The sequence below is a fragment of the Pseudomonas sp. CFBP 5748 genome, assembly GCF_053850495.1.
Map to the genome: position 1 here is coordinate 182,665 of NZ_JBSPTN010000004.1, position 18,131 is coordinate 200,795.

Consider the following 18,131-nt stretch of genomic DNA (forward strand, 5'->3'; position numbering starts at 1 on the left):
CGGCTCAGATTCGTCGAAACGACTAAGCTAATGCGCCGTCGAGCGGTTGACCACCGCTTTTTTCCAAAAAGAGCCGAGCGGCCAGGGTCGGGTTATTCGACGAAACCGCCCACCGGAAATGCCTCGCTGCCACGCCAGCGCCGCACCGAGCGTTGGAAGAACAGGCTGTTGGGCACTTGCACCATGGCGCTGCCGGTGCCGAGTTCCTCGGGTTCGATCAGCGTGGTGTACAGCAGGTTGATCGCCACCACCCGCCCCTTGATGCCGGGCTTGTCGGTGGTGTCCACCAACTCGACCACATCCCCCAGGCGAAACGGCCCGACGGTGTAGATCAAAACGGCACACAGCAGGTTCGACAACACGCTCCAGATGGCGAAAAACGCCACCGCTGCCACCGCGACGAAACCCGACAGTGCGGTCCACAGCACTGTGGCGGAGACACCCAGGCGTTCGAGTACCACCAGCACTGCGCTGCCCATGATCAGCCAGCGCAGCACGCCCCGCAGGATAATGACCAGTTGGGGTGGGAACGGGTAACGCTCACCCAGGCCCGTGAGCGCACGCGCCACGACACGCTGCGCGACATAACCGGCCAGCAGAATCAGCAGGATTTGCACACCGAGCCAGATCGGCTCGATCCACATGACAGGTATAGGCAACGCCAACGCTTCCATCAGGACAATGCCTCCAGCTCCGCTTGCAGGTTTTCCAGCAACTCCAAGGCTTGCATCCACGCCTCCTCAAGCTCCGCTTCCCGAACCTTCAGCCTGGCCTGTTCGGCCAGCAGGTCACGCAACTCATCCTTGCGCGCCGCCTCGTAGACACCGCTGTCGCCGAGGCTGGTTTCGATTTTCTGCAGCTTCTCGTGGAGCTTGCCCAACTCGACTTCGAGCTTGTCGGCTTCGCGCTTGTGCGGTGCCAACTGCTGACGCAAGGCCGCAGCGGCCTGGCGCTGGGCTTTCTTGTCGGTCTTGTCCGGGTTGACTGGCGTAGTGCTGACCGGGGCGTTGCGCTGGCGGTACTCCACCAGCCAGCGCGCGTAGTCTTCCAGGTCGCCGTCGAACTCTTCGACCTTGCCGTCGGCTACCAGGAAAAAATTATCCGTGGTGCTCTTGAGCAAATGCCGATCGTGGGACACCACCAGCACCGCCCCGCTGAATTCCTGCAAGGCCATGGTCAGCGCCAGGCGCATTTCCAGGTCGAGGTGGTTGGTCGGTTCGTCGAGCAGCAGCAAGTTCGGTCGGCCCCAGGCAATCAACGCCAGCGCCAGGCGCGCCTTTTCGCCGCCGGAGAAATTCAGCACCGGCTCATCGATACGCGCACCGCGGAAATCGAAACCACCGAGGAAATCGCGCAGGACCTGCTCGCGCTCGGTCGGCGCCAAGCGTTGCAGGTGCAGCAGCGGGCTAGCCTTGGAGTCCAGGGAGTCGAGTTGATGCTGGGCGAAGTAACCGACCACGGTGTTCTCGCCCCGGGTCAGGCGCCCGGCCAGAGGCTCGAGCTCACCGGAAAGGTTTTTGATCAGGGTCGACTTACCGGCACCGTTGGGGCCGAGCAAGCCGATCCGCGCACCGGGGGTCAGTTGCAGCTTGACCTTCTCCAGCACGGTTTTGTCGCCATAGCCCAGGCGCGCATCGGACAGGTCGATCAGCGGACTGGAGATCTTGGTCGATTCGCGGAAGACAAAATCAAACGGTGAATCGACGTGGGCCGCCGACAGCTCCTCCATCCGCTCCAGCGCCTTGATCCGGCTCTGGGCCTGGCGGGCCTTGGTGGCCTGGGCCTTGAAGCGGGCGATGTAGCTTTCCATGTGCGCACGCTGCGCCTGCTGCTTCTCGTACGCCTGCTGTTGCTGGGCCAGGCGTTCGGCACGGGCGCGCTCGAAAGCGCTGTAGCCGCCACGGTACAAGGTGAGCTTGCGTTGATCGACATGGGCCACGTGATCGACCACGGCGTCGAGGAAGTCTCGGTCGTGGGAAATCAGCAGCAGCGTGCCCGGGTAGCTTTTGAGCCAGTCTTCGAGCCAGATGATGGCGTCGAGGTCCAAGTGGTTGGTCGGTTCATCGAGCAGCAGCAAATCCGAAGGGCACATCAAGGCCTGCGCCAGGTTCAGGCGCATCCGCCAGCCGCCGGAGAAATCCCCGACCTGACGGTCCATCTGCTCGTTGGTAAACCCCAGGCCGGCGAGCAATTTGCGCGCACGGGCATCGGCGGTGTAGCCGTCGGCGCTATCGAGCTCCGAGTGCAGACGGGCCTGGGCGGCGCCGTCATGGGCCGCTTCCGCCAGCGCCAGGTCGCGCTGGACCTGACGCAGGCGCAGGTCGCCATCGAGCACATAGTCCACCGCCAGGCGCTCGAGGGTGTCGACCTCCTGGCGCATGTGGGCGATACGCCAATCGGCCGGCAGCAAGCAATCGCCCGAGTCCGGGTGCAGCTCACCCCGCAGCAAGGCGAACAGGCTCGATTTGCCGGCGCCGTTGGCACCGATGAGGCCGGCTTTGTGGCCGGCGTGCAGGGTCAGCTCGGCGTCTTCTAGCAGACGTTGCGGGCCACGCTGTAAAGTCAGGTTCTGAAGTCGGATCATAATGGCGGCGGAGTCTACCAGCTTCGCTCACAACTGGCGCGAGTAGCACGATGTCCCCTGACCTGTGGAGCTTTTCCCTCGACCTCTATGCCAAGCCCGGCGTGGAACCTGCCTGCCTGGCGCTACAGAACGCCGGCGCCAACGTCTGCCTCCTGCTTTGCGGCCTGTGGCTGCAACAGCGTGGCGTGACCTGCAATGAACAGAGGCTGCAACAGCTTCGACAACTGGCCGAGCCCTGGGACGCAGAGGTGGTAAACCCATTACGCACGCTTCGTAGCCAATGGAAAACCAGTGCCCTTCAAGACACAGCACTCCACAGCTTGCGCGAGCAGGTCAAGAAACTGGAGTTGCAAGCCGAACGGCGATTGCTGGAACGATTGGAGGCGGCGACCAAGGATTGGCCTGAGGTACAACAGACAGATTCAGCACACTGGCTGCAAGGGCTGGCGGCGAGTGCCGACCCAGCGAACCGCGACGCGCTGCATCAGCTGCGCGTCGCGGTGTCCGGCACTTAGGAAGCGCTGGTTGGGGTGCTGGTGCTCGGCGCAACGGCGGCGGATGGGCTGGTCGCCGGGGCCGAAGTGGTGGTTGGAGCAGGTGCCGCGGTTGGAGCCGGCGTCGATGTCGCAGGCTTGGCTGCTGGCGCAGTCGAAGGTTTTGCGGCGGCTGGCTTTTTCACGGCAGGTTTTACCGCAGGCTTGGCGGCAGGTTTTGCAGCGGCCGGCTTCGCGGCAGCAGGCTTGGCGACAGGTTTTGCCGCAGCCGGTTTGGCAGCCGGTTTAGCGGCAGCTTTGGCAGGCGCTTTGGCCGCGACTGGCTTGGCCGCCGTTTTCACAGCGGGCTTGGCCGCAGCCGGTTTGGCAGCGGCAGTTTTGGTTGCCGCAGGCTTGGCAGCGGGTTTTGCAGCGGCAGGTTTTGCAGCGGGTTTTGCAGCCGCTTTAGCAGCAGGTTTGGCCGCCGCAGTTTTCGTCGCTGCGGGCTTGGCGGCAGCGGTTTTAGCCGCAGGCTTGGCGACAGCTTTTGCAGCAGGCTTGGCAGCAACAGGCTTAGCGGCAGCCGTTTTTGCGGCTGGCTTGGCGGCAACAGGCTTAGCGGCGGCAGCTTTGACGGCCGGTTTTTTTGCCGCCGGTTTGGCAGCGCTGGCAGCGACCGGTTTGGCAGCAGGCTTGCTCGCCGCTTTGGCCGGTGCTTTCACGGCTGGCTTAGCCGCTACTTTGGCCGGTGTTTTTGCCGCGACGGGTTTAGCAGCCGGCTTTTTGGCCGATACAGCAGCAGGCTTGGCAGCGCGCAGCGTCAGCGCCTTGCCCACAGCCTCTTGCACGCGACCGACACCCTGGGCCAGTTTCAGGCTTTCCTGGGCATCACGCTTGAGTTGCAGAATGTAGGCGCGGGTTTCGGACTGACGATCCTTCAAGGCATCGAGCAGATCTTCGAGCTCTTTCACAACATCTTTGGCCTTGGCTTGTGCCTTGGCCTTGCCAGCGGTGGCTGCGTCTTGCAGTTTAGTGCGCGACTTGTGCAGCTTTTCCTGTGCTTTGCCGCGTTGTTTTTCCAGCTTGGCGAGCAGTTTTTCAGCATCAGCCAGCGCTTGGGAGCAGGCATTTTCCAAATGTTCGAGCAAGCTGCCCGAGAGTTGTTGGAGCAAGTGCAACGGAGTGTTTACGGGCTTCTTGGTGGCCGACATGGTTTACCTCCTGACTGACGTAAGTGCGGCTCATACTAGACCTCTGCTACAACCGCCGCTAGGGCATGTTGACACTACATAAGACGTTGCGTTGCAAGAGACGAAAAATCTTCTACGTCACCGCCGGGACAATCCACCTTTGCAGCGATCGGCACTGGCATAATCCCCCCCGACTCGAGGCCGGAGAGCACACATGTTGCGTCACCTGTTTTTATTCCTGTGCATGGCGTGTCCCATGGCTCAGGCCGCTGAAAAAACCAGCGCAAATGATGCTCACGATCTGGCGTACAGCCTGGGCGCAAGCCTGGGAGAACGCCTGCGCCAGGACGTACCCGACCTACAGATCCAGGCCTTGGTCGAAGGGCTGCAACAGGCCTACCTGGGCAAGCCGCTGGCCCTGAAGGATGAACGCATCGAACAGATCCTGGCCACACATCAGGCGCAACTGACAGCGCAGTCGACGACGCCGCAGGTCGAAGTCGCACTGAAAACAGAACAGAAGTTTCTCGATGAGGAAAAAAACCGGCCCGGCGTCCAGCAACTGGCAGACGGCATCCTGTTGACCGAACTCAAGCCAGGCCACGGTGCGAAGGCCGGTCCGCACGGCAAGGTCCAGGTGCTGTATATCGGTCGATTGCCGGACGGCACCGTATTCGATTCCAACCGCCAAGCGCAGTGGTTCAATCTCGACAGCGTGATTGACGGTTGGCGCAGTGCATTGCCGCAAATGCCGGTCGGCGCGAAATGGCGACTGGTGATTCCTTCGACCCTGGCGTATGGCGCCGAAGGTGCCGGGGATGTGATCCCGCCTTTCACGCCACTGGTGTTTGAAATCGAGTTGCTGGGCGCGACGACCTGACGCTGCCCAAACGAAAAAAGGTGCGCAATGCGCACCGTTTTTTTTATTACCGCGAACTCTTCAGGCCTGGACCGCGGCCTCTTCCTTGTGGGCGTTGTGCAGTACTTCGATCAGGCAGTCTTCCAGTTCGAAGCGCTCGTGCAGCAAGCCGCCCAGCTCCTTGAATTTTTCCGCTACGCACTTGCCTTCATCACACAGGTCATTGAACGCCAGCAGTTTTTCAGTGATGACGTCGATGCGCGGGTAGATCTGCTCGGCGAGCTCCAGGCCACGCTTGTCGTTGAAGGCCTTGGCCTCACCCGTCAGTTGTTCGTAGATCTCGAAATGACCGGCAGACACATAGTCGACCAGCACACCGCAGAACTCTTGCAACGGTTTGCGGCTTTCGCTCAGCGCTTCAGGCTTGTCGCCGAGAGCATCATAGGCCCGAACCAGTTCGTGACGCTCCTGCAACCAGCGGTCAATCAGCAGATGCACCCCACCCCAGCGTTCCTGAGCATTCTGACAACTTTCGAGCATGGTGATTTCTTCCCTTGTGAGTCATGCCCCTCGCAGCCCGCGCATGCCTGAATGATCAGGGGCAAGCCAGACATAACATGATCGAGCGGCATAATTCTGATAACTCGTGCGGGCCAGATTATGCCCGCACGACAACCGCTTCAAGGTACGCAGGAGATAAAGTTCATACAAGTGTTTAATCCAAGGCCCGGACCAACTGCGACGTATCGCCGCTAAGCGGTCGTACCAGAGCACTCCAGACAAGCCGCAGCAGCAGATAGCTCATCGCACCGGACACCGCGAGAAAAAACAACAGGCTCCACTCGGGGATGCTCAGGTCGAACAGCGTCCAAGTGATGTTGGCGCAATCCACTACACCGTCGAGGACGCGATGCAGGGCGCACCACCAGGAATCCGCCCTCTGCAGTTGCGCAATACAATCAGGCAACGGCTCGAACGAAACGCTCTGCACCAGAACCTGACGCCATGCCAGGGTCACTCCCCCGGCCGCAAAAACCAACCCCATCCCCCCATAGAAGAGGCTGCCCCTTCGGCCCGGGCCATGTACGCAGGCCACAAGGCCGTTCACCAGAAACAGCATCAGGCACAACCGCTGCAAAATACACAGGCTGCAAGGCGTCAGACCGACCGCATATTCCAAATAACTGGCGATGCCCAAAGCCAGGGCCGCAGCGATGGAAGCCATGAGAAACAAGAAGCGTGAGCTGGCCAAAGACATGGCGGTTCCGTAACAAAAGAGACAAGCAGTTACGGTAGAGGAAAGCCCTCAGGCCTTTCAAGGCAGGCCTGGGCAGACACTTCACCAAGGGTGTAGGGAATTCCCGACAGGCGCTGGGGGATTGTGCGCAGTCCGCTGTAGGACTTTGGCCAAAGCCTTAAACAGACAGGTATCAACGCCTCCAATGCTGTCCACTTGAAACCCTGTGGCGAGGGCGCTTACTCCCTCGCCACAATGATTCATACAAATATCAAGTGGACAAAACCTGAGCCGGGACCGGCAAAGGTGCGGCCAGCAGACGCTCATCCAGCAATCCCAAGCCTTCCTGGAACAACTGATTGCTGCGCTCGGCATCGCCCAGTTGCGCCAACAGCCGCGCCAGTTCGGCGCACGCTTCGGGGTTGCGCTGCACCCGCAAACTGCTTTCCAGATAATCGCGCGCCTTGCCCCACAAACTGTTCTGCAGGCACAGACGCCCCAGGGTCAGCAGCAGGCTCGGATCGGCAGGATGATCCTTGAGCCAGCCTTCAGCCGTTTGTAGCTGTCGAGCCGGATCATTACCACGGACCAACCCGTACAGGCGCGCCAGGTGGCTGTCATAGTGACGCTTGAGCGCCGTTCGCAGCACCTCTTCGGCCTCGACCTGGGCCCCCAGTTGCCGCAACTGCTCGGCATAGGCCAATACCAGCGCCGGCTCCTGACGCTGCGCCGAGGTCAGTTGTTGCCAGGCGCGATTGAGCGACTGCAAACCGACGCTGCCGTCCTCTTCACGGTGGGCCGCCAAGGTCAGATTCTCGCCCCACGCCCGGCGCTCAAGTTCAGTCAGTTCGCCGGCAGGCAGGACCTTGTCCTTGCGCAACTCCGGCAACAACCGGATCACCGCCGACCAATCACCACGCTGCTGATGCAGGCGTTGCAACTGGCGCAGGGTCTGGGCGTTATGGGGATGGCGTTCGTGCATGGCCTGCAGCGTGGTCAATGCGCCGTCGGTATCGCCGCGATCCGTCTGCAGTTGCGCGTGAGTCAGGGCGATGGCCAGTTCCGCCTGGGGCTGACGCTCCAAGGCACGTTCCAGCAAACTGTCGCTCTGTTCGTAAAGCCCTTGTTCGTTGGCCGCACGGGCGGCACCGAGGTAATACAGCAGCGGCTGGCGCTCGGCTTCGGCGGCACGATGCAAGTGACGTTGGGCACTGGCCCAGCGACCTTCGGCCAGGTCCAGTTGGCCGTGCTCGATTGCCACTTGCACACGACGACTACGGTTGCGCCGCGACCACGGGTTGACCACGCCGCTGGAGGTGGTCACCAGCCCGACCAAGGCACTCACGCCCCGCCACACCAGCCAGAGCACTGCCACCAGCGCCAGGGTGACCCACAGGCCGGCTTCGTAACGGAAGTTCTTGTACGCCACCAGCACGTAACCCGAATGCTCGGCGATCGCCACGCCCAGCAACGCGGCGGCAGCGATAACTACGAACAGAATCACGTAGAGACGTTTCATGGCGTAGCCCCCTGCTCACCAGCCTTGGGCAGCGGCTTGACCGACTCTTCGACATTCAGGTTGCGGCGCTCAAGGTAGGCCTGGACGCTGCTCAGGGTGCCCGTCAGGTCCGGCGTGACCACCGTCACCGGTTGCTTGGACAGCTCTCCCACGCGCTCAAGCATGATTTTGCTTTGCGGGTTGTCCTGGTTGAAGTTGTTCTTGAGCACGTCCCGGGCTTCGGTCAGCGCCTGGGTGTACACCGCCGCCTGGCCGTTGAGGGCGGCCCATTGCGCCTGCTCCAACGCCAGGCTCAAGGCCAGGCGCACCTGCACCAGGCTCTGCCCGGCCAAGAGCGGGCGGACGTTCTCGTCAGCATTGAAATCGATGCGGATGTAGCGCGAGATCTGATCCCACCACTGTGCCCAGCGGCTGGCGCCATCGCCGTCGGCGGTCAGGCCCAGTAGGGATTCACCGCGATCCTTGTATTCGGGCGCCAACTCGGTGAGCTGCAACACCTGATCACGCAGGGCACCCAGTTGCAGGAACAGCCCGGTACGATCCGGTTGCTCGGTGCTGCGCAACGCCGCGAGGGTCTTGGCCAACTGCTCGCGGGCGGCAAACGAGCCGGGGTCGTTCTGCTCCCGGAGGATTTCGTCAGCGCCCTGGACCAGGGCCTGGGCACTGCTGATGTCTTGCAGGGCGGAAAGACGCAGGCTGGCCAGGCGCAACAGATGTTCGGCTTCAGCCAGGCGCCAGTCCTTGCGACTGGCACCGAGCACGGTCTCCAGGCGCTGGTTCAGACGCTGCTGATCACCTTGCAACTGGGCGACCTGACGCCGCCGCTCTTCCAGCTCTTCGGCCGGAGGCAATTGCGCCAGGCGTTCACTCAGGCGTTGCTCATTGAGCTTGAGGGTCTGGGCCTGGTCATTCAGCGCCTGGACCTGGCTGGACTGCTGCTGGTTATTGAGCTGCAGGTGACGCACCTGCCACACGCCCCAACCGCCAACCGCCACACCGGCAGCCCCCAATAACAACGCGACAATGGCCAGGCCGTTGCCGCGACGCGGCGCCACCGGGGCCGGGGTTTGAACCGGCGCATCGATCGCTGGCTGCTCTTGATCTTCTTTTGGCAAGGCTGTTTCGCTCACGTATCCATCCTTTGCATTAGAAAACGGCACGGATTGTTCCCGTAACGCCGCCAGCAAAGCCGTGGCACTGGCGCCACGGCAATCCACAACTGTTCGGGCCCCGGCGGCACGCGCCATCTCGGCAACCCTCGGGCTTGGAACAAACAACGGTAATCGCGCCAGGGCGGGCCACGCATCGCCAGCCAGCTGCTGCAAATGCTCGAAGCCCTGCCCACTGCTGACCACCAGGGCGTTCAAGCGTTCCGCTGCAACCTTCGCTGGCAATTCACCTTCGCCATAGTGGGGCAGACCGCGCCGGTACAACTCCAGATAATCGACACTAGCACCTTGCTCGCGCAAACGCTCCGCCAGCAACCCGCGTCCGCCCTCGCCACGCACGATCAGAACCTTGGGATCGGGCCGGGTGATAGCCTGGCGTAACACCAGGTGCTCCAGCAAGGCTTCGCTGTCATCGCCGTTATCGGGATAAAACACGGTGAGGCCGGCATCGGCAAGGATCTGTCCGGTGGCCGCACCCACGCTGAACCATGGCTGGTCGGGTGGCTCGGGCCAGTATTGACGCAGCAGTTCGACACACAGGCGCGCGGCGGGTTTGCTGACCACGATCACGGCACAATACTGGTCCAGCCTTTGAAGGATCGCCTGCTCGGCATCGGATACGGGGATCGGCTCGATATCCAGCAACGGCAGGCTGCTGCTGAACACCCCCGCGTCAGCCAGGACAGCCGCCAGCGCCGACGACTCGTCCGCCGGCCGGGTGAGCAGCAGTCGCCAGCCCGTCACGCGTGGCCGGCCTCGCCGTAGACCGCCTTGAGAATGTCATCGGCGCCCTGGCTGAGCAGGTCTTCGGCAACCTGCACGCCCAAAGCCTCGGCATCGCGGCGCGGCGCCCGGGCCTCGGCGCTGAGCAGCCGGCCACCGTTCGGATCGCCCACCAGGCCACGCAACCAGACCTGCTCGCCTTCCAGCACGGCGTAACAGGCAATGGGCACCTGGCAACCGCCATTGAGATGTTTGTTGAGAGCTCGCTCGGCGAACACCCGGGTGGCGGTGTCTTCGTGGTGCAGCGGCGCCAGCAGGGCGTGGATGTCGCTGTCGGCGCTACGGCATTCGATGCCCACCGCCCCCTGCCCACCCGCTGGCAAGCTGTCGTCGACACTGATGGCCGAGGTGATTCGATCTTCGAAGCCCAGGCGGATCAGGCCCGCGGCGGCAAGGATGATCGCGTCATACTCACCGGCGTCGAGCTTGGCCAGGCGAGTGTTGACGTTGCCACGCAGAAAACGGATTTGCAGATCCGGCCGACGGGTCAGCAACTGTGCCTGACGACGCAAACTGGAGGTGCCGACCACACTGCCGGCAGGCAGTGCATCAAGGCTGGAAAACGTATTGGAGACGAATGCATCGCGCGGATCTTCCCGCTCACAGATGCAAAATAGGCCCAGGCCTTCGGGGAAGTCCATGGGCACGTCTTTCATCGAATGCACGGCAATGTCGGCTTCGTTGTCCAGCAAAGCGGTTTCCAGCTCCTTGACGAACAGGCCCTTGCCGCCGATTTTTGACAATGGCGAGTCCAGCAGCTTGTCACCGCGACTGACCATGGGTACCAGCGTCACGAGCAAGCCTGGGTGGGCAGCCTCCAGACGGGCTTTGACGTATTCGGCCTGCCAGAGGGCCAGGGCACTTTTACGGGTGGCGATGCGGATCTCGCGAGGGGACATGGATCAATCCGTACTTAAAAGATACGGCAGATAATAACAGCTCAGCCAAAACCGCTTTGACTTGAATCACGACCCCAAGGCCTCCCTGGCCGTCAATGTCCTGGGAATGCAGCACATGGCACGCCTTGGAACACGGCGCTAAAGCTGCTGCATCATCTTGCGCACACCGGCCACGTGTCGCCGACTGACAATCAGCGCATCGCCATTGAGCCCTTTGAGAAACAGCTGGAAGTGCCCCAGAGGGGTGCGCTGCAAACGCTCGATTCGCTCACGCGCCACAAGGGCATTGCGGTGGATGCGAACAAAGCGCTCGCCGAACTCGTCTTCAAGGGCCTTGAGCGGCTCGTCCAGCAACACCTCGCCACTCTCATGGCGCAGGGTCACGTACTTATGGTCGGCAATGAAGTAGACCACCTGGTTCAACGGGATCAGCTCGATGCCTTTGCGGGTGCGCGCACTGATGTGGCTGCGCGGGCCGCTGCCGCTTTCGGCTGCTGGACGGGTCAACGCCGCCAGTTGCACCCGATTGGGCCGCTCGGCCTTGCGCAAGGCTTCAACCAGCGCCTCGGCAGCGATCGGCTTGACCAGATAGCCCACGGCGCCGGCCTGCAGGACTTCGGGCGCAAAGTCGTCCCGGGTGGTACAGAACACCACGGCGGGCGGCGACTCTCGTTCGCACAACTTCGCCGCGACCTGCAAGCCATCCAGGCCAGGCATGCGAATGTCGAGCAGCACGATATCCGGCTTGTGGCTGTCAATAAGGGCCAACGCCTCTTCGCCATTGGTGGCGCTCGGCTCCAGGACACTGTAACCCTCGAGTTCGCCGACCATTCGGCTCAGGCGCTCACGGGCCAGTGGTTCGTCATCAACGATCAGGACATTCATATTGCGCTGGATTCCTGCGTGAGTCTCGCACAAGGATAGCGTAGACAGGGGAAGTGACATCCGTCACCGCGATCCACGCTAAGACTCGCTCGAGGGCCAAAAAGTGCCGCGAGGCGGTTGCCTATCTTTACCAGCGCCTGCCGATAGATGCTCGAGACCCGTTGTCGCACGGCGTCGCCGTAGGGATTGTTAACACTCGATCTGACCAATATGAGCTCCCCCTTTTCTATTCGTCCGCTGCGCCATGGATGGAAAAAGCAAAAGTCCTACCGTCCACTGTAGACGGTTGCCACGACGATATTGCTCAATCGGAAAATATCGTTGCGCAAAAAGCCTCATTAAATGCTCGGGTTGTGCGCAAAAAACCTGCCGACCAGTGCCAGCGCCAGCCCCGACAACCCTGCTATCATCCGCCGCAGCCTTAACCCGCTATTTTTTCTTCAGCCGATCACGAGCGAATTCATGAGCACTGACAAGACCAATCAGTCCTGGGGCGGCCGCTTCAGTGAACCCGTCGACGCCTTCGTCGCCCGCTTCACCGCCTCCGTCAACTTCGACCAGCGCCTGTATCGCCACGACATCATGGGTTCGATCGCCCACGCCACCATGCTGGCCAAGGTCGGCGTGCTGACCGATGCCGAGCGCGACAGCATCATCGATGGCTTGAAAACCATCCAGGATGAAATCGAAGCCGGCCAGTTCGACTGGCGCATCGATCTTGAAGACGTGCACATGAACATCGAAGCACGCCTGACCGATCGCATCGGCGTGACCGGCAAGAAACTGCACACCGGTCGCAGCCGCAACGACCAGGTGGCTACCGACATCCGCTTGTGGCTGCGCGATGAAATCGACCTGATCCTGGCCGAGATCACCCGCCTGCAAAAAGGCCTGCTGGAACAAGCCGAGCGTGAGGCCGAAAGCATCATGCCGGGCTTCACCCACCTGCAAACCGCTCAGCCGGTGACCTTCGGGCATCACATGCTGGCCTGGTTCGAAATGCTCAGCCGCGACTACGAGCGCCTGGTCGATTGCCGCAAGCGCACCAACCGCATGCCCCTGGGCAGCGCCGCGCTGGCCGGTACCACCTACCCGATCGATCGCCAATACACCGCGCAACTGCTCGGCTTCGACGCCGTGGGCGGCAACTCGCTGGATAACGTTTCGGACCGCGATTTCGCCATCGAATTCTGCGCTGCCGCGAGCATCGCGATGATGCACCTGTCGCGCTTCTCCGAAGAGCTGGTGCTGTGGACCAGTGCGCAATTCCAATTCATTGACCTGCCGGACCGCTTCTGCACCGGCAGCTCGATCATGCCGCAAAAGAAAAACCCCGACGTGCCGGAACTGGTACGGGGCAAGAGTGGCCGGGTGTTCGGCGCACTGATGGGCCTGTTGACCCTGATGAAAGGCCAGCCGCTGGCCTATAACAAGGACAATCAGGAAGACAAGGAGCCGCTGTTCGACGCCGCCGACACCCTGCGCGACTCGCTGCGAGCCTTTGCCGACATGATTCCGGCGATCAAGCCCAAGCATGCCGTAATGCGCGAAGCGGCCCTGCGCGGTTTCTCCACCGCCACTGACTTGGCCGATTACCTGGTGCGCCGTGGCCTGCCGTTCCGTGATTGCCATGAAATCGTTGGCCATGCCGTGAAGTACGGTGTGGACAGCGGCAAGGACCTGGCAGAGATGAGCCTGGACGAACTACGCAAGTTCAGCGACCAGATTGAGCAGGACGTGTTTGCGGTGCTGACCCTGGAAGGTTCGGTCAATGCCCGTGACCACATTGGCGGCACGGCACCGGCGCAGGTCAAGGCAGCGGTTGTGCGCGGCCAGGCGTTGCTCGCCAGCCGCTAAAAGCTTCGCGAGCAAGCCCGCTCCCATAGTAGATCTTCAGTGAACACAAATTTTGTGAACATATAGAGATCCAATGTGGGAGCGGGCTTGCTCGCGAAAGCGTCCTTCAGAACACCACAAAACTCACTTCTTGGCCGCGATCATCGCCAAAAACCCCGGCATCGCCGCTTCTCGATCCGCCGCAATCCGCTGCACATGCGGGTTCTGCCCCAAGCGCTCCATCAGCGCCTTGGCCGCTGGCATATCCGCCAGCAGGTCGATATCGAACAGTTTCCTGCCCACCTGACACGCCAGCGAAACACTGTAGAAAAAATACAGATCGGCAACGCTCAAGCTATCGCCTGCCACGTAGGGCGAGAATTTACCGTGCCTGCCCAGCGAGGCGAACCCCAGCAGCAATTCGGCCCTGGTCTTTTCCTTGATGGCCTCGGGTACCGACATGCCGAAAAATGCCTCGCCATAGCAGGCCCGCCCGGGCAACTCGATGTACAGCTCGATCTCCCTGCACAAGGCCAACACCTGGGCACGTTCGAACGGGTCACTGGGCAGCAGGGCCTTGCCTGGCTGGGTTTGCTCGATGTATTCGAGGATCACGCTGGTCTCGTTGATAAAACCCTGCTCGGTCTTCAGCACCGGCACCTTGCCGCGCGGGCTGATGGCCAGGGCTTCCGGCGTCTGGTTGCCAAAGAACGGCACCTCCTCGAAGGGCAGGCCCTTCTCCAGCAGTGCCAGTTTGACCATGTTGTAATAATTACTGACAGAGAAACCATAAAGCTTGAGCATTACAAAGCCTCCAGGCCGTGCGGGGTTGGCAGCCTTGCGTTATAGACTGCCGAGGCGTTTCTCGCCAGGCGCATCACGCCGCTGAATGCAGGTAAACTGGCGCCCTTTCTCCCAGGAGCCTGCCATGAGCGAGCCAACCGATATCGATAACGACGAAGAAGAATTTGTCGAATCGACGCTGATCGAAGCCATCGAAAACCAGATCGAAAGCGAAAACCCGCCAGCAGCCAGGGCTGTTTTGAATAAATTGACCCTGGTGGGTTATGAGCGCGAAGAAATTCTCAACCTGATGGCCCATGTGCTGGCGGTGGAAATTGACGCGATCCTGGAGGAGGACCGTGCCTTCAATACCGAGTGGTATGAAGCCGCCTTGCGCGCCTTGCCTGAGTTGCCGCCGGAAAAGAACTGAACCGCTCTTGTGGCGAGGGAGCTTGCTCCCGCTGGGGCGCGAAGCGGCCCCACTAGCTTGACGACTGCTGCGTAGCCGAGCGGGAGCAAGCTCCCTCGCCACAAAAGAATCGCTTTAAACAAAAAAAGCATGACGCTGACACTGGACAGCCCGGCCGAGTGCGCTCACCTTAGTGTCGCTGTCGTCCAAATTCCTAGAAAGTCTGGAGTCCTTATGTCGCTTACCCCTGAGCTGGTTGCCGAACTGGAAATCCTTGCACTCTTCAACCTGGACAGTTCCCAGGAAGGCCTGAAAATTCATCAGACCGCTGCCCCGAAAGCCATTGCCGCTGCCCAACGCCTGTACGAAAAAGAACTGATCGACCAACCCGACGGCGGTTATCTGACCAGCCTGGGGCGCGATGCAGCACAAAGTGTACAAACCGTTCTGACGATACTCAGCGTTCAAGAAACCGCCTGATTCTCCCCTGCCGCCCACGGAAATCTCCTTCAGCGAGATTTCCGCAGGCGTACTGGCGCCCCGCGTAAAGATTCTGCTGTTAAAACCCTATTTCAGCTTAAGAATTCCGCCGATCGGACGCTAAACTGCCATCACCTGTGATCTCCCACGTTCGACGCCGCGAGCGGTTTGAGCTGACATGACCCGCAATCACGAAATACGCCCCGATCTGGACGAGGGAATCGACCGCAAGGTCCTGAGCCAGTTGCGCGCACGTTTTCTCAAGCTCAACAGCGTCCGGATGGAGCGCGCCCTGGAAGGTCTATCGACCCGCCAGCAAGGTGTGTTGACGCTGTTGCCGCTGTTTTTCCACGTCAACCATCCCCTGTTGCCCGGCTACGTCTCGGGCAGCACGCCTGCCGGGCTGTCGAACTATGAACCCGATGCCAGCGTCCTGGCCGAAGCCCAGCGGCTGACCCGCTCGTTTTCCTACAAGCCGCGCCACGGCAGTAACCCGCCGCGACCCATTCTTGGCCTGTTCTTGATGGGTAGCCTTGGCACGCTGGCCCAGGCCGATCAGAGCGACATGGATGTGTGGGTCTGCCACGGCCCGGACTTGAGCGAGGAGGAACTGGCCGAGCTGCACAGGAAATGCCAGCTGCTGGAGATCTGGGCCGCGACTCAGGGGGCCGAAGCACATTTTTTCCTGATCGACCCGGCGCGCTTCGTGCGAGGCGAGCGGGACAACCAGCTCAGTTCCGACGATTGCGGTACGACCCAACATTACCTGCTGCTGGACGAGTTCTACCGCACCGCCATCTGGCTGGCCGGGCGCACGCCCATCTGGTGGCTGGTGCCGGTCTACGAAGAAGAAGATTATGAGCAGTACACCCACACACTGATTTCCAAGCGCTTTATCCGCGCGGATGAAACCCTGGACCTGGGGCATCTGGCCTACATCCCGGCAGGAGAATTCATCGGCGCCGGGCTCTGGCAATTGTTCAAAGGCATCGAATCGCCTTACAAGTCAGTGCTCAAGCTACTGTTGACCGAGGTGTATGCCAGCGAACACCCGAACGTCCGCTGTCTGAGCCTGCGCTTCAAACAAGCCGTGTTTGCCAACAACCTGGACCTGGAAGAGCTGGACCCATACATGGTGGTTTATCGCCGCCTCGAGGAATACCTCAATGCCCGCGGCGAACCCGAACGCCTGGAACTGATCCGCCGGGCGCTGTACCTGAAGGTCAATCGCAAGCTCACCGGCCAGGCGCGCAGCAGCGGCTGGCAGCGGGTGCTGCTCGAGCGACTGGCCCGGGAATGGGGCTGGGACCAACGCCAACTGGCACTGCTCGACAGCCGCAGCCAGTGGAAGGTACGCCAGGTCAGCACCGAGCGACGGGCGCTGGTCAACGAGCTGACCTACAGCTATCGCTTCCTGACCCAGTTTGCCCGCAACGAGAAAACCGTCAGTCTGATCAACAAGCGCGACCTCAACGTCCTCGGCAGGCGGTTGTACGCCGCCTTCGAACGCAAGGCCGACAAGGTCGAGTTCATCAACCCCGGCATTGCCCCGGACTTGGCCGAAGACACCCTGACACTGGTCCAGTCACCCAATAAGAAAGAGCCGGGACAGCACCAGTGGGGTTTGTATAACGGCAGCCTCAACGCCCTGGAGTGGGAGAACTTCGCGCCAATCAAGCGCAGCCGCGAGTTGCTGGAGCTCTTGACCTGGAGCCATCGCAACGGCGTGATTGACAGCAGCACGCGCCTGGCGCTGCACCCCGGGGAAAGCGACCTGAGCGAGTTCGAACTGTTCAATCTGCTGGGCAGCCTGCAACAGTCCATCGCCCTGCCCCTGACCACGGTCGACGAAGAACAGTTATTGCGTGCCAGCGTGCCTAGCGAAGTGCTGATCCTGGTGAACGTCGGCGTCGACCCGCTCAAGCATCACCGCGACCTGAATATCCTGATGACCACCGAGCGTACCGACTCCCTGAGCTACGCCGGGGTACGGGAGAACCTGGTGCTGACCCTCGACCAGGTCACGCTCAACAGCTGGAATGAAGTGCTGGTCAACCGTTTTGACGATGAGCACGCCCTGCTCGACTGCCTGCGCGACTACCTCAACGACCTGCCCGTCACGCAGCACCAGCCGCGTTTGCAGGTACGCTGTTTCTGCCACAACCGCGCCCAGTTCATTGCACGGCGGGTCGAAGAAGTCTTCGAAACGGCCCAGACCCTGCTGTTGAGCCGGCTCAATCACCGTTATCTGCTTCAGGTCCAGCAGCACTATCACGTACTGGAACTGGTGCCCGGCCAGGTCAACCATGTGGCGCTGGGCAGCCTGTCGGCGCTGATGGACTACCTGGGCGAGGAACTGACGGCCTACAGCCCGCTGCACCTGGATCCGATGGCCTTGGAAGACCACGACCTGGCGTTGCTCTTGCCCATGGGCCAGCCTGAGTGCATCCAAGTGTTCTATCGGGTCAACGAGCACGACGCCGAGCTGTACGTGCTCGATGAACTCAACGCCTTGTGGCAACAGCGCTTGCCCTATCACGACGAACACAGCCTGTTGGTGCCCTTGCAGCGCTTTCTGCAATCGGTGCTGTACCGCCGCGACGCTTTGCTGCCGATGGATGCCACCCAACCGTTGAGCCTGGAAACCCTGTACTACCAGCTTCTGCCCTCAGGCAGCGGACGGGCACGACGGATCGAGTCGCGGCAGGCGCCGCAGACACCGGTGAACAAACCGTTTTACGACGTACAGGCCATTATCGGCAAAGTCGCGCACGGGCAAGTGCACGTCACCTTGTATTGCGATCAGCAGGAGTTTTCGGAGCTGGAGCATGGCGACCAGTTGTTCCGCGTGGTCGCCAAGGAGATCGTTGGACAGCGTCGCGAGACCGAACGCTACCGCTGCTACATCACCGACCTGGACCTCTCCGGCCTGGTAGGTGACGGTGGCTGCTCAAGTAATTTGTACCTGCGCTACAAGGCCGACCTGGAACGCGCGCTGAACGAGGCACTGGCCTTGGCCTGACGT

At 61.3% G+C, this 18,131-nt stretch carries 16 protein-coding genes and 2 pseudogenes; 6 read left to right on the forward strand and 12 right to left on the reverse strand.

The genetic code is table 11. From position 1 onward, the window contains the following. Nucleotides 1–92: 92 nt before the first annotated feature. Nucleotides 93–674, reverse strand: coding sequence for a mechanosensitive ion channel family protein (locus ACWNZ1_RS10875; protein WP_135847723.1), 582 nt, complete (start codon nt 672–674; stop codon nt 93–95). Then, nucleotides 674–2,584 carry an ATP-binding cassette domain-containing protein gene (locus tag ACWNZ1_RS10880; protein ID WP_135847724.1) on the reverse strand — a complete coding sequence of 637 codons (1,911 nt, stop codon included), beginning with the start codon at nt 2,582–2,584 and terminating at the stop codon, nt 674–676. Before ACWNZ1_RS10880 ends, ACWNZ1_RS10875 begins: the two co-directional genes overlap by 1 nt. A 50-nt stretch (nt 2,585–2,634) precedes the next feature. Here ACWNZ1_RS10880 and ACWNZ1_RS10885 point away from each other — a divergent pair, with 50 nt between their 5' ends. Then, on the forward strand, nt 2,635–3,099 hold the full coding sequence (locus tag ACWNZ1_RS10885) for a TIGR02444 family protein (RefSeq protein WP_135847725.1): 465 nt from the start codon (nt 2,635–2,637) through the stop codon (nt 3,097–3,099). On the opposite strand, the gene ACWNZ1_RS10890 is transcribed toward ACWNZ1_RS10885, so the two are convergent. After that, nucleotides 3,096–4,268 carry an AlgP family protein gene (locus tag ACWNZ1_RS10890; protein WP_256453913.1) on the reverse strand — a complete coding sequence of 391 codons (1,173 nt, stop codon included), beginning with the start codon at nt 4,266–4,268 and terminating at the stop codon, nt 3,096–3,098. The two genes, ACWNZ1_RS10885 and ACWNZ1_RS10890, sit on opposite strands and share 4 nt — an antisense overlap. Before the next feature lie 193 nt (nt 4,269–4,461). Between ACWNZ1_RS10890 and ACWNZ1_RS10895 the strand changes: the two genes are divergently transcribed. Then, nucleotides 4,462–5,127, forward strand: a complete 666-nt coding sequence (locus tag ACWNZ1_RS10895; protein ID WP_135847727.1) for an FKBP-type peptidyl-prolyl cis-trans isomerase — start codon at nt 4,462–4,464, stop codon at nt 5,125–5,127. A 60-nt stretch (nt 5,128–5,187) separates the two neighbouring features. Here ACWNZ1_RS10895 and ACWNZ1_RS10900 read toward each other — a convergent pair whose 3' ends face one another. From ACWNZ1_RS10900 to ACWNZ1_RS10935, 8 genes and pseudogenes are all read right to left on the reverse strand, one after another. Further along, complete coding sequence (locus ACWNZ1_RS10900) at nt 5,188–5,646, reverse strand: Rsd/AlgQ family anti-sigma factor (protein ID WP_003206770.1); 459 nt, start codon at nt 5,644–5,646, stop codon at nt 5,188–5,190. A 175-nt stretch (nt 5,647–5,821) separates the two neighbouring features. Beyond that, on the reverse strand, nt 5,822–6,364 hold the full coding sequence (locus tag ACWNZ1_RS10905; protein ID WP_135847728.1) for a disulfide bond formation protein B: 543 nt from the start codon (nt 6,362–6,364) through the stop codon (nt 5,822–5,824). Nucleotides 6,365–6,614: 250 nt separating this feature from the next. Continuing rightward, entirely contained in the window at nt 6,615–7,862 is a 1,248-nt protein-coding gene (locus ACWNZ1_RS10910; RefSeq protein WP_135847729.1) for a heme biosynthesis protein HemY, read from the reverse strand. Beyond that, nucleotides 7,859–8,992 carry a uroporphyrinogen-III C-methyltransferase gene (locus ACWNZ1_RS10915; RefSeq protein WP_238346775.1) on the reverse strand — a complete coding sequence of 378 codons (1,134 nt, stop codon included), beginning with the start codon at nt 8,990–8,992 and terminating at the stop codon, nt 7,859–7,861. Before ACWNZ1_RS10915 ends, ACWNZ1_RS10910 begins: the two co-directional genes overlap by 4 nt. A 36-nt stretch (nt 8,993–9,028) precedes the next feature. Continuing rightward, nucleotides 9,029–9,775: pseudogene (locus ACWNZ1_RS10920) on the reverse strand (uroporphyrinogen-III synthase); the annotation flags it as partial. Further along, nucleotides 9,772–10,713 carry a hydroxymethylbilane synthase gene (gene hemC, locus ACWNZ1_RS10925; protein WP_135847731.1) on the reverse strand — a complete coding sequence of 314 codons (942 nt, stop codon included), beginning with the start codon at nt 10,711–10,713 and terminating at the stop codon, nt 9,772–9,774. The gene hemC and the pseudogene ACWNZ1_RS10920, both read right to left, overlap by 4 nt. 138 nt (nt 10,714–10,851) lie before the next feature. Next, entirely contained in the window at nt 10,852–11,598 is a 747-nt protein-coding gene (locus ACWNZ1_RS10930) for a LytR/AlgR family response regulator transcription factor (protein WP_135847732.1), read from the reverse strand. Beyond that, nucleotides 11,595–11,925, reverse strand: a pseudogene (locus tag ACWNZ1_RS10935) (sensor histidine kinase); the annotation flags it as partial. The pseudogene ACWNZ1_RS10935 and the gene ACWNZ1_RS10930, both read right to left, overlap by 4 nt. A 135-nt stretch (nt 11,926–12,060) precedes the next feature. Between ACWNZ1_RS10935 and argH the strand changes: the two are divergent. After that, nucleotides 12,061–13,455, forward strand: a complete 1,395-nt coding sequence (argH, locus tag ACWNZ1_RS10940) for an argininosuccinate lyase (RefSeq protein ID WP_135847733.1) — start codon at nt 12,061–12,063, stop codon at nt 13,453–13,455. Nucleotides 13,456–13,578: 123 nt separating this feature from the next. Here argH and ACWNZ1_RS10945 read toward each other — a convergent pair whose 3' ends face one another. Then, complete coding sequence (locus ACWNZ1_RS10945) at nt 13,579–14,238, reverse strand: glutathione S-transferase family protein (RefSeq protein ID WP_135847734.1); 660 nt, start codon at nt 14,236–14,238, stop codon at nt 13,579–13,581. Nucleotides 14,239–14,362: 124 nt separating this feature from the next. Between ACWNZ1_RS10945 and ACWNZ1_RS10950 the strand changes: the two genes are divergently transcribed. The 3 genes from ACWNZ1_RS10950 to ACWNZ1_RS10960 all read left to right on the forward strand — a co-directional run bounded on the left by ACWNZ1_RS10950 (nt 14,363) and on the right by ACWNZ1_RS10960 (nt 18,128). Next, a complete protein-coding gene (locus ACWNZ1_RS10950) occupies nt 14,363–14,647 on the forward strand; it encodes a hypothetical protein (protein ID WP_135847735.1) in 285 nt (94 codons plus the stop codon). A 213-nt stretch (nt 14,648–14,860) separates the two neighbouring features. Then, a complete protein-coding gene (locus ACWNZ1_RS10955; protein WP_135847736.1) occupies nt 14,861–15,106 on the forward strand; it encodes a TIGR02647 family protein in 246 nt (81 codons plus the stop codon). Between the two features lie 178 nt (nt 15,107–15,284). Continuing rightward, nucleotides 15,285–18,128, forward strand: coding sequence for a class I adenylate cyclase (locus ACWNZ1_RS10960; protein WP_135847737.1), 2,844 nt, complete (start codon nt 15,285–15,287; stop codon nt 18,126–18,128). Nucleotides 18,129–18,131 lie beyond the last annotated feature (3 nt).

What these genes read in the sequence shown, in the direction of transcription:
- ACWNZ1_RS10955 (WP_135847736.1), top strand. Translation starts at nt 14,861, where the DNA reads ATGTCGCTTACCCCTGAGCTGGTTGCCGAACTGGAAATCCTTGCACTC.
- ACWNZ1_RS10900 (WP_003206770.1), bottom strand. Translation starts at nt 5,646, where the DNA reads ATGCTCGAAAGTTGTCAGAATGCTCAGGAACGCTGGGGTGGGGTGCAT.
- ACWNZ1_RS10880 (WP_135847724.1), bottom strand. Translation starts at nt 2,584, where the DNA reads ATGATCCGACTTCAGAACCTGACTTTACAGCGTGGCCCGCAACGTCTG.
- ACWNZ1_RS10895 (WP_135847727.1), top strand. Translation starts at nt 4,462, where the DNA reads ATGTTGCGTCACCTGTTTTTATTCCTGTGCATGGCGTGTCCCATGGCT.
- ACWNZ1_RS10875 (WP_135847723.1), bottom strand. Translation starts at nt 674, where the DNA reads ATGGAAGCGTTGGCGTTGCCTATACCTGTCATGTGGATCGAGCCGATC.
- ACWNZ1_RS10905 (WP_135847728.1), bottom strand. Translation starts at nt 6,364, where the DNA reads ATGTCTTTGGCCAGCTCACGCTTCTTGTTTCTCATGGCTTCCATCGCT.
- ACWNZ1_RS10890 (WP_256453913.1), bottom strand. Translation starts at nt 4,268, where the DNA reads ATGTCGGCCACCAAGAAGCCCGTAAACACTCCGTTGCACTTGCTCCAA.
- ACWNZ1_RS10950 (WP_135847735.1), top strand. Translation starts at nt 14,363, where the DNA reads ATGAGCGAGCCAACCGATATCGATAACGACGAAGAAGAATTTGTCGAA.
- ACWNZ1_RS10885 (WP_135847725.1), top strand. Translation starts at nt 2,635, where the DNA reads ATGTCCCCTGACCTGTGGAGCTTTTCCCTCGACCTCTATGCCAAGCCC.
- ACWNZ1_RS10960 (WP_135847737.1), top strand. Translation starts at nt 15,285, where the DNA reads ATGACCCGCAATCACGAAATACGCCCCGATCTGGACGAGGGAATCGAC.
- ACWNZ1_RS10930 (WP_135847732.1), bottom strand. Translation starts at nt 11,598, where the DNA reads ATGAATGTCCTGATCGTTGATGACGAACCACTGGCCCGTGAGCGCCTG.
- argH (WP_135847733.1), top strand. Translation starts at nt 12,061, where the DNA reads ATGAGCACTGACAAGACCAATCAGTCCTGGGGCGGCCGCTTCAGTGAA.
- ACWNZ1_RS10945 (WP_135847734.1), bottom strand. Translation starts at nt 14,238, where the DNA reads ATGCTCAAGCTTTATGGTTTCTCTGTCAGTAATTATTACAACATGGTC.
- ACWNZ1_RS10910 (WP_135847729.1), bottom strand. Translation starts at nt 7,862, where the DNA reads ATGAAACGTCTCTACGTGATTCTGTTCGTAGTTATCGCTGCCGCCGCG.
- hemC (WP_135847731.1), bottom strand. Translation starts at nt 10,713, where the DNA reads ATGTCCCCTCGCGAGATCCGCATCGCCACCCGTAAAAGTGCCCTGGCC.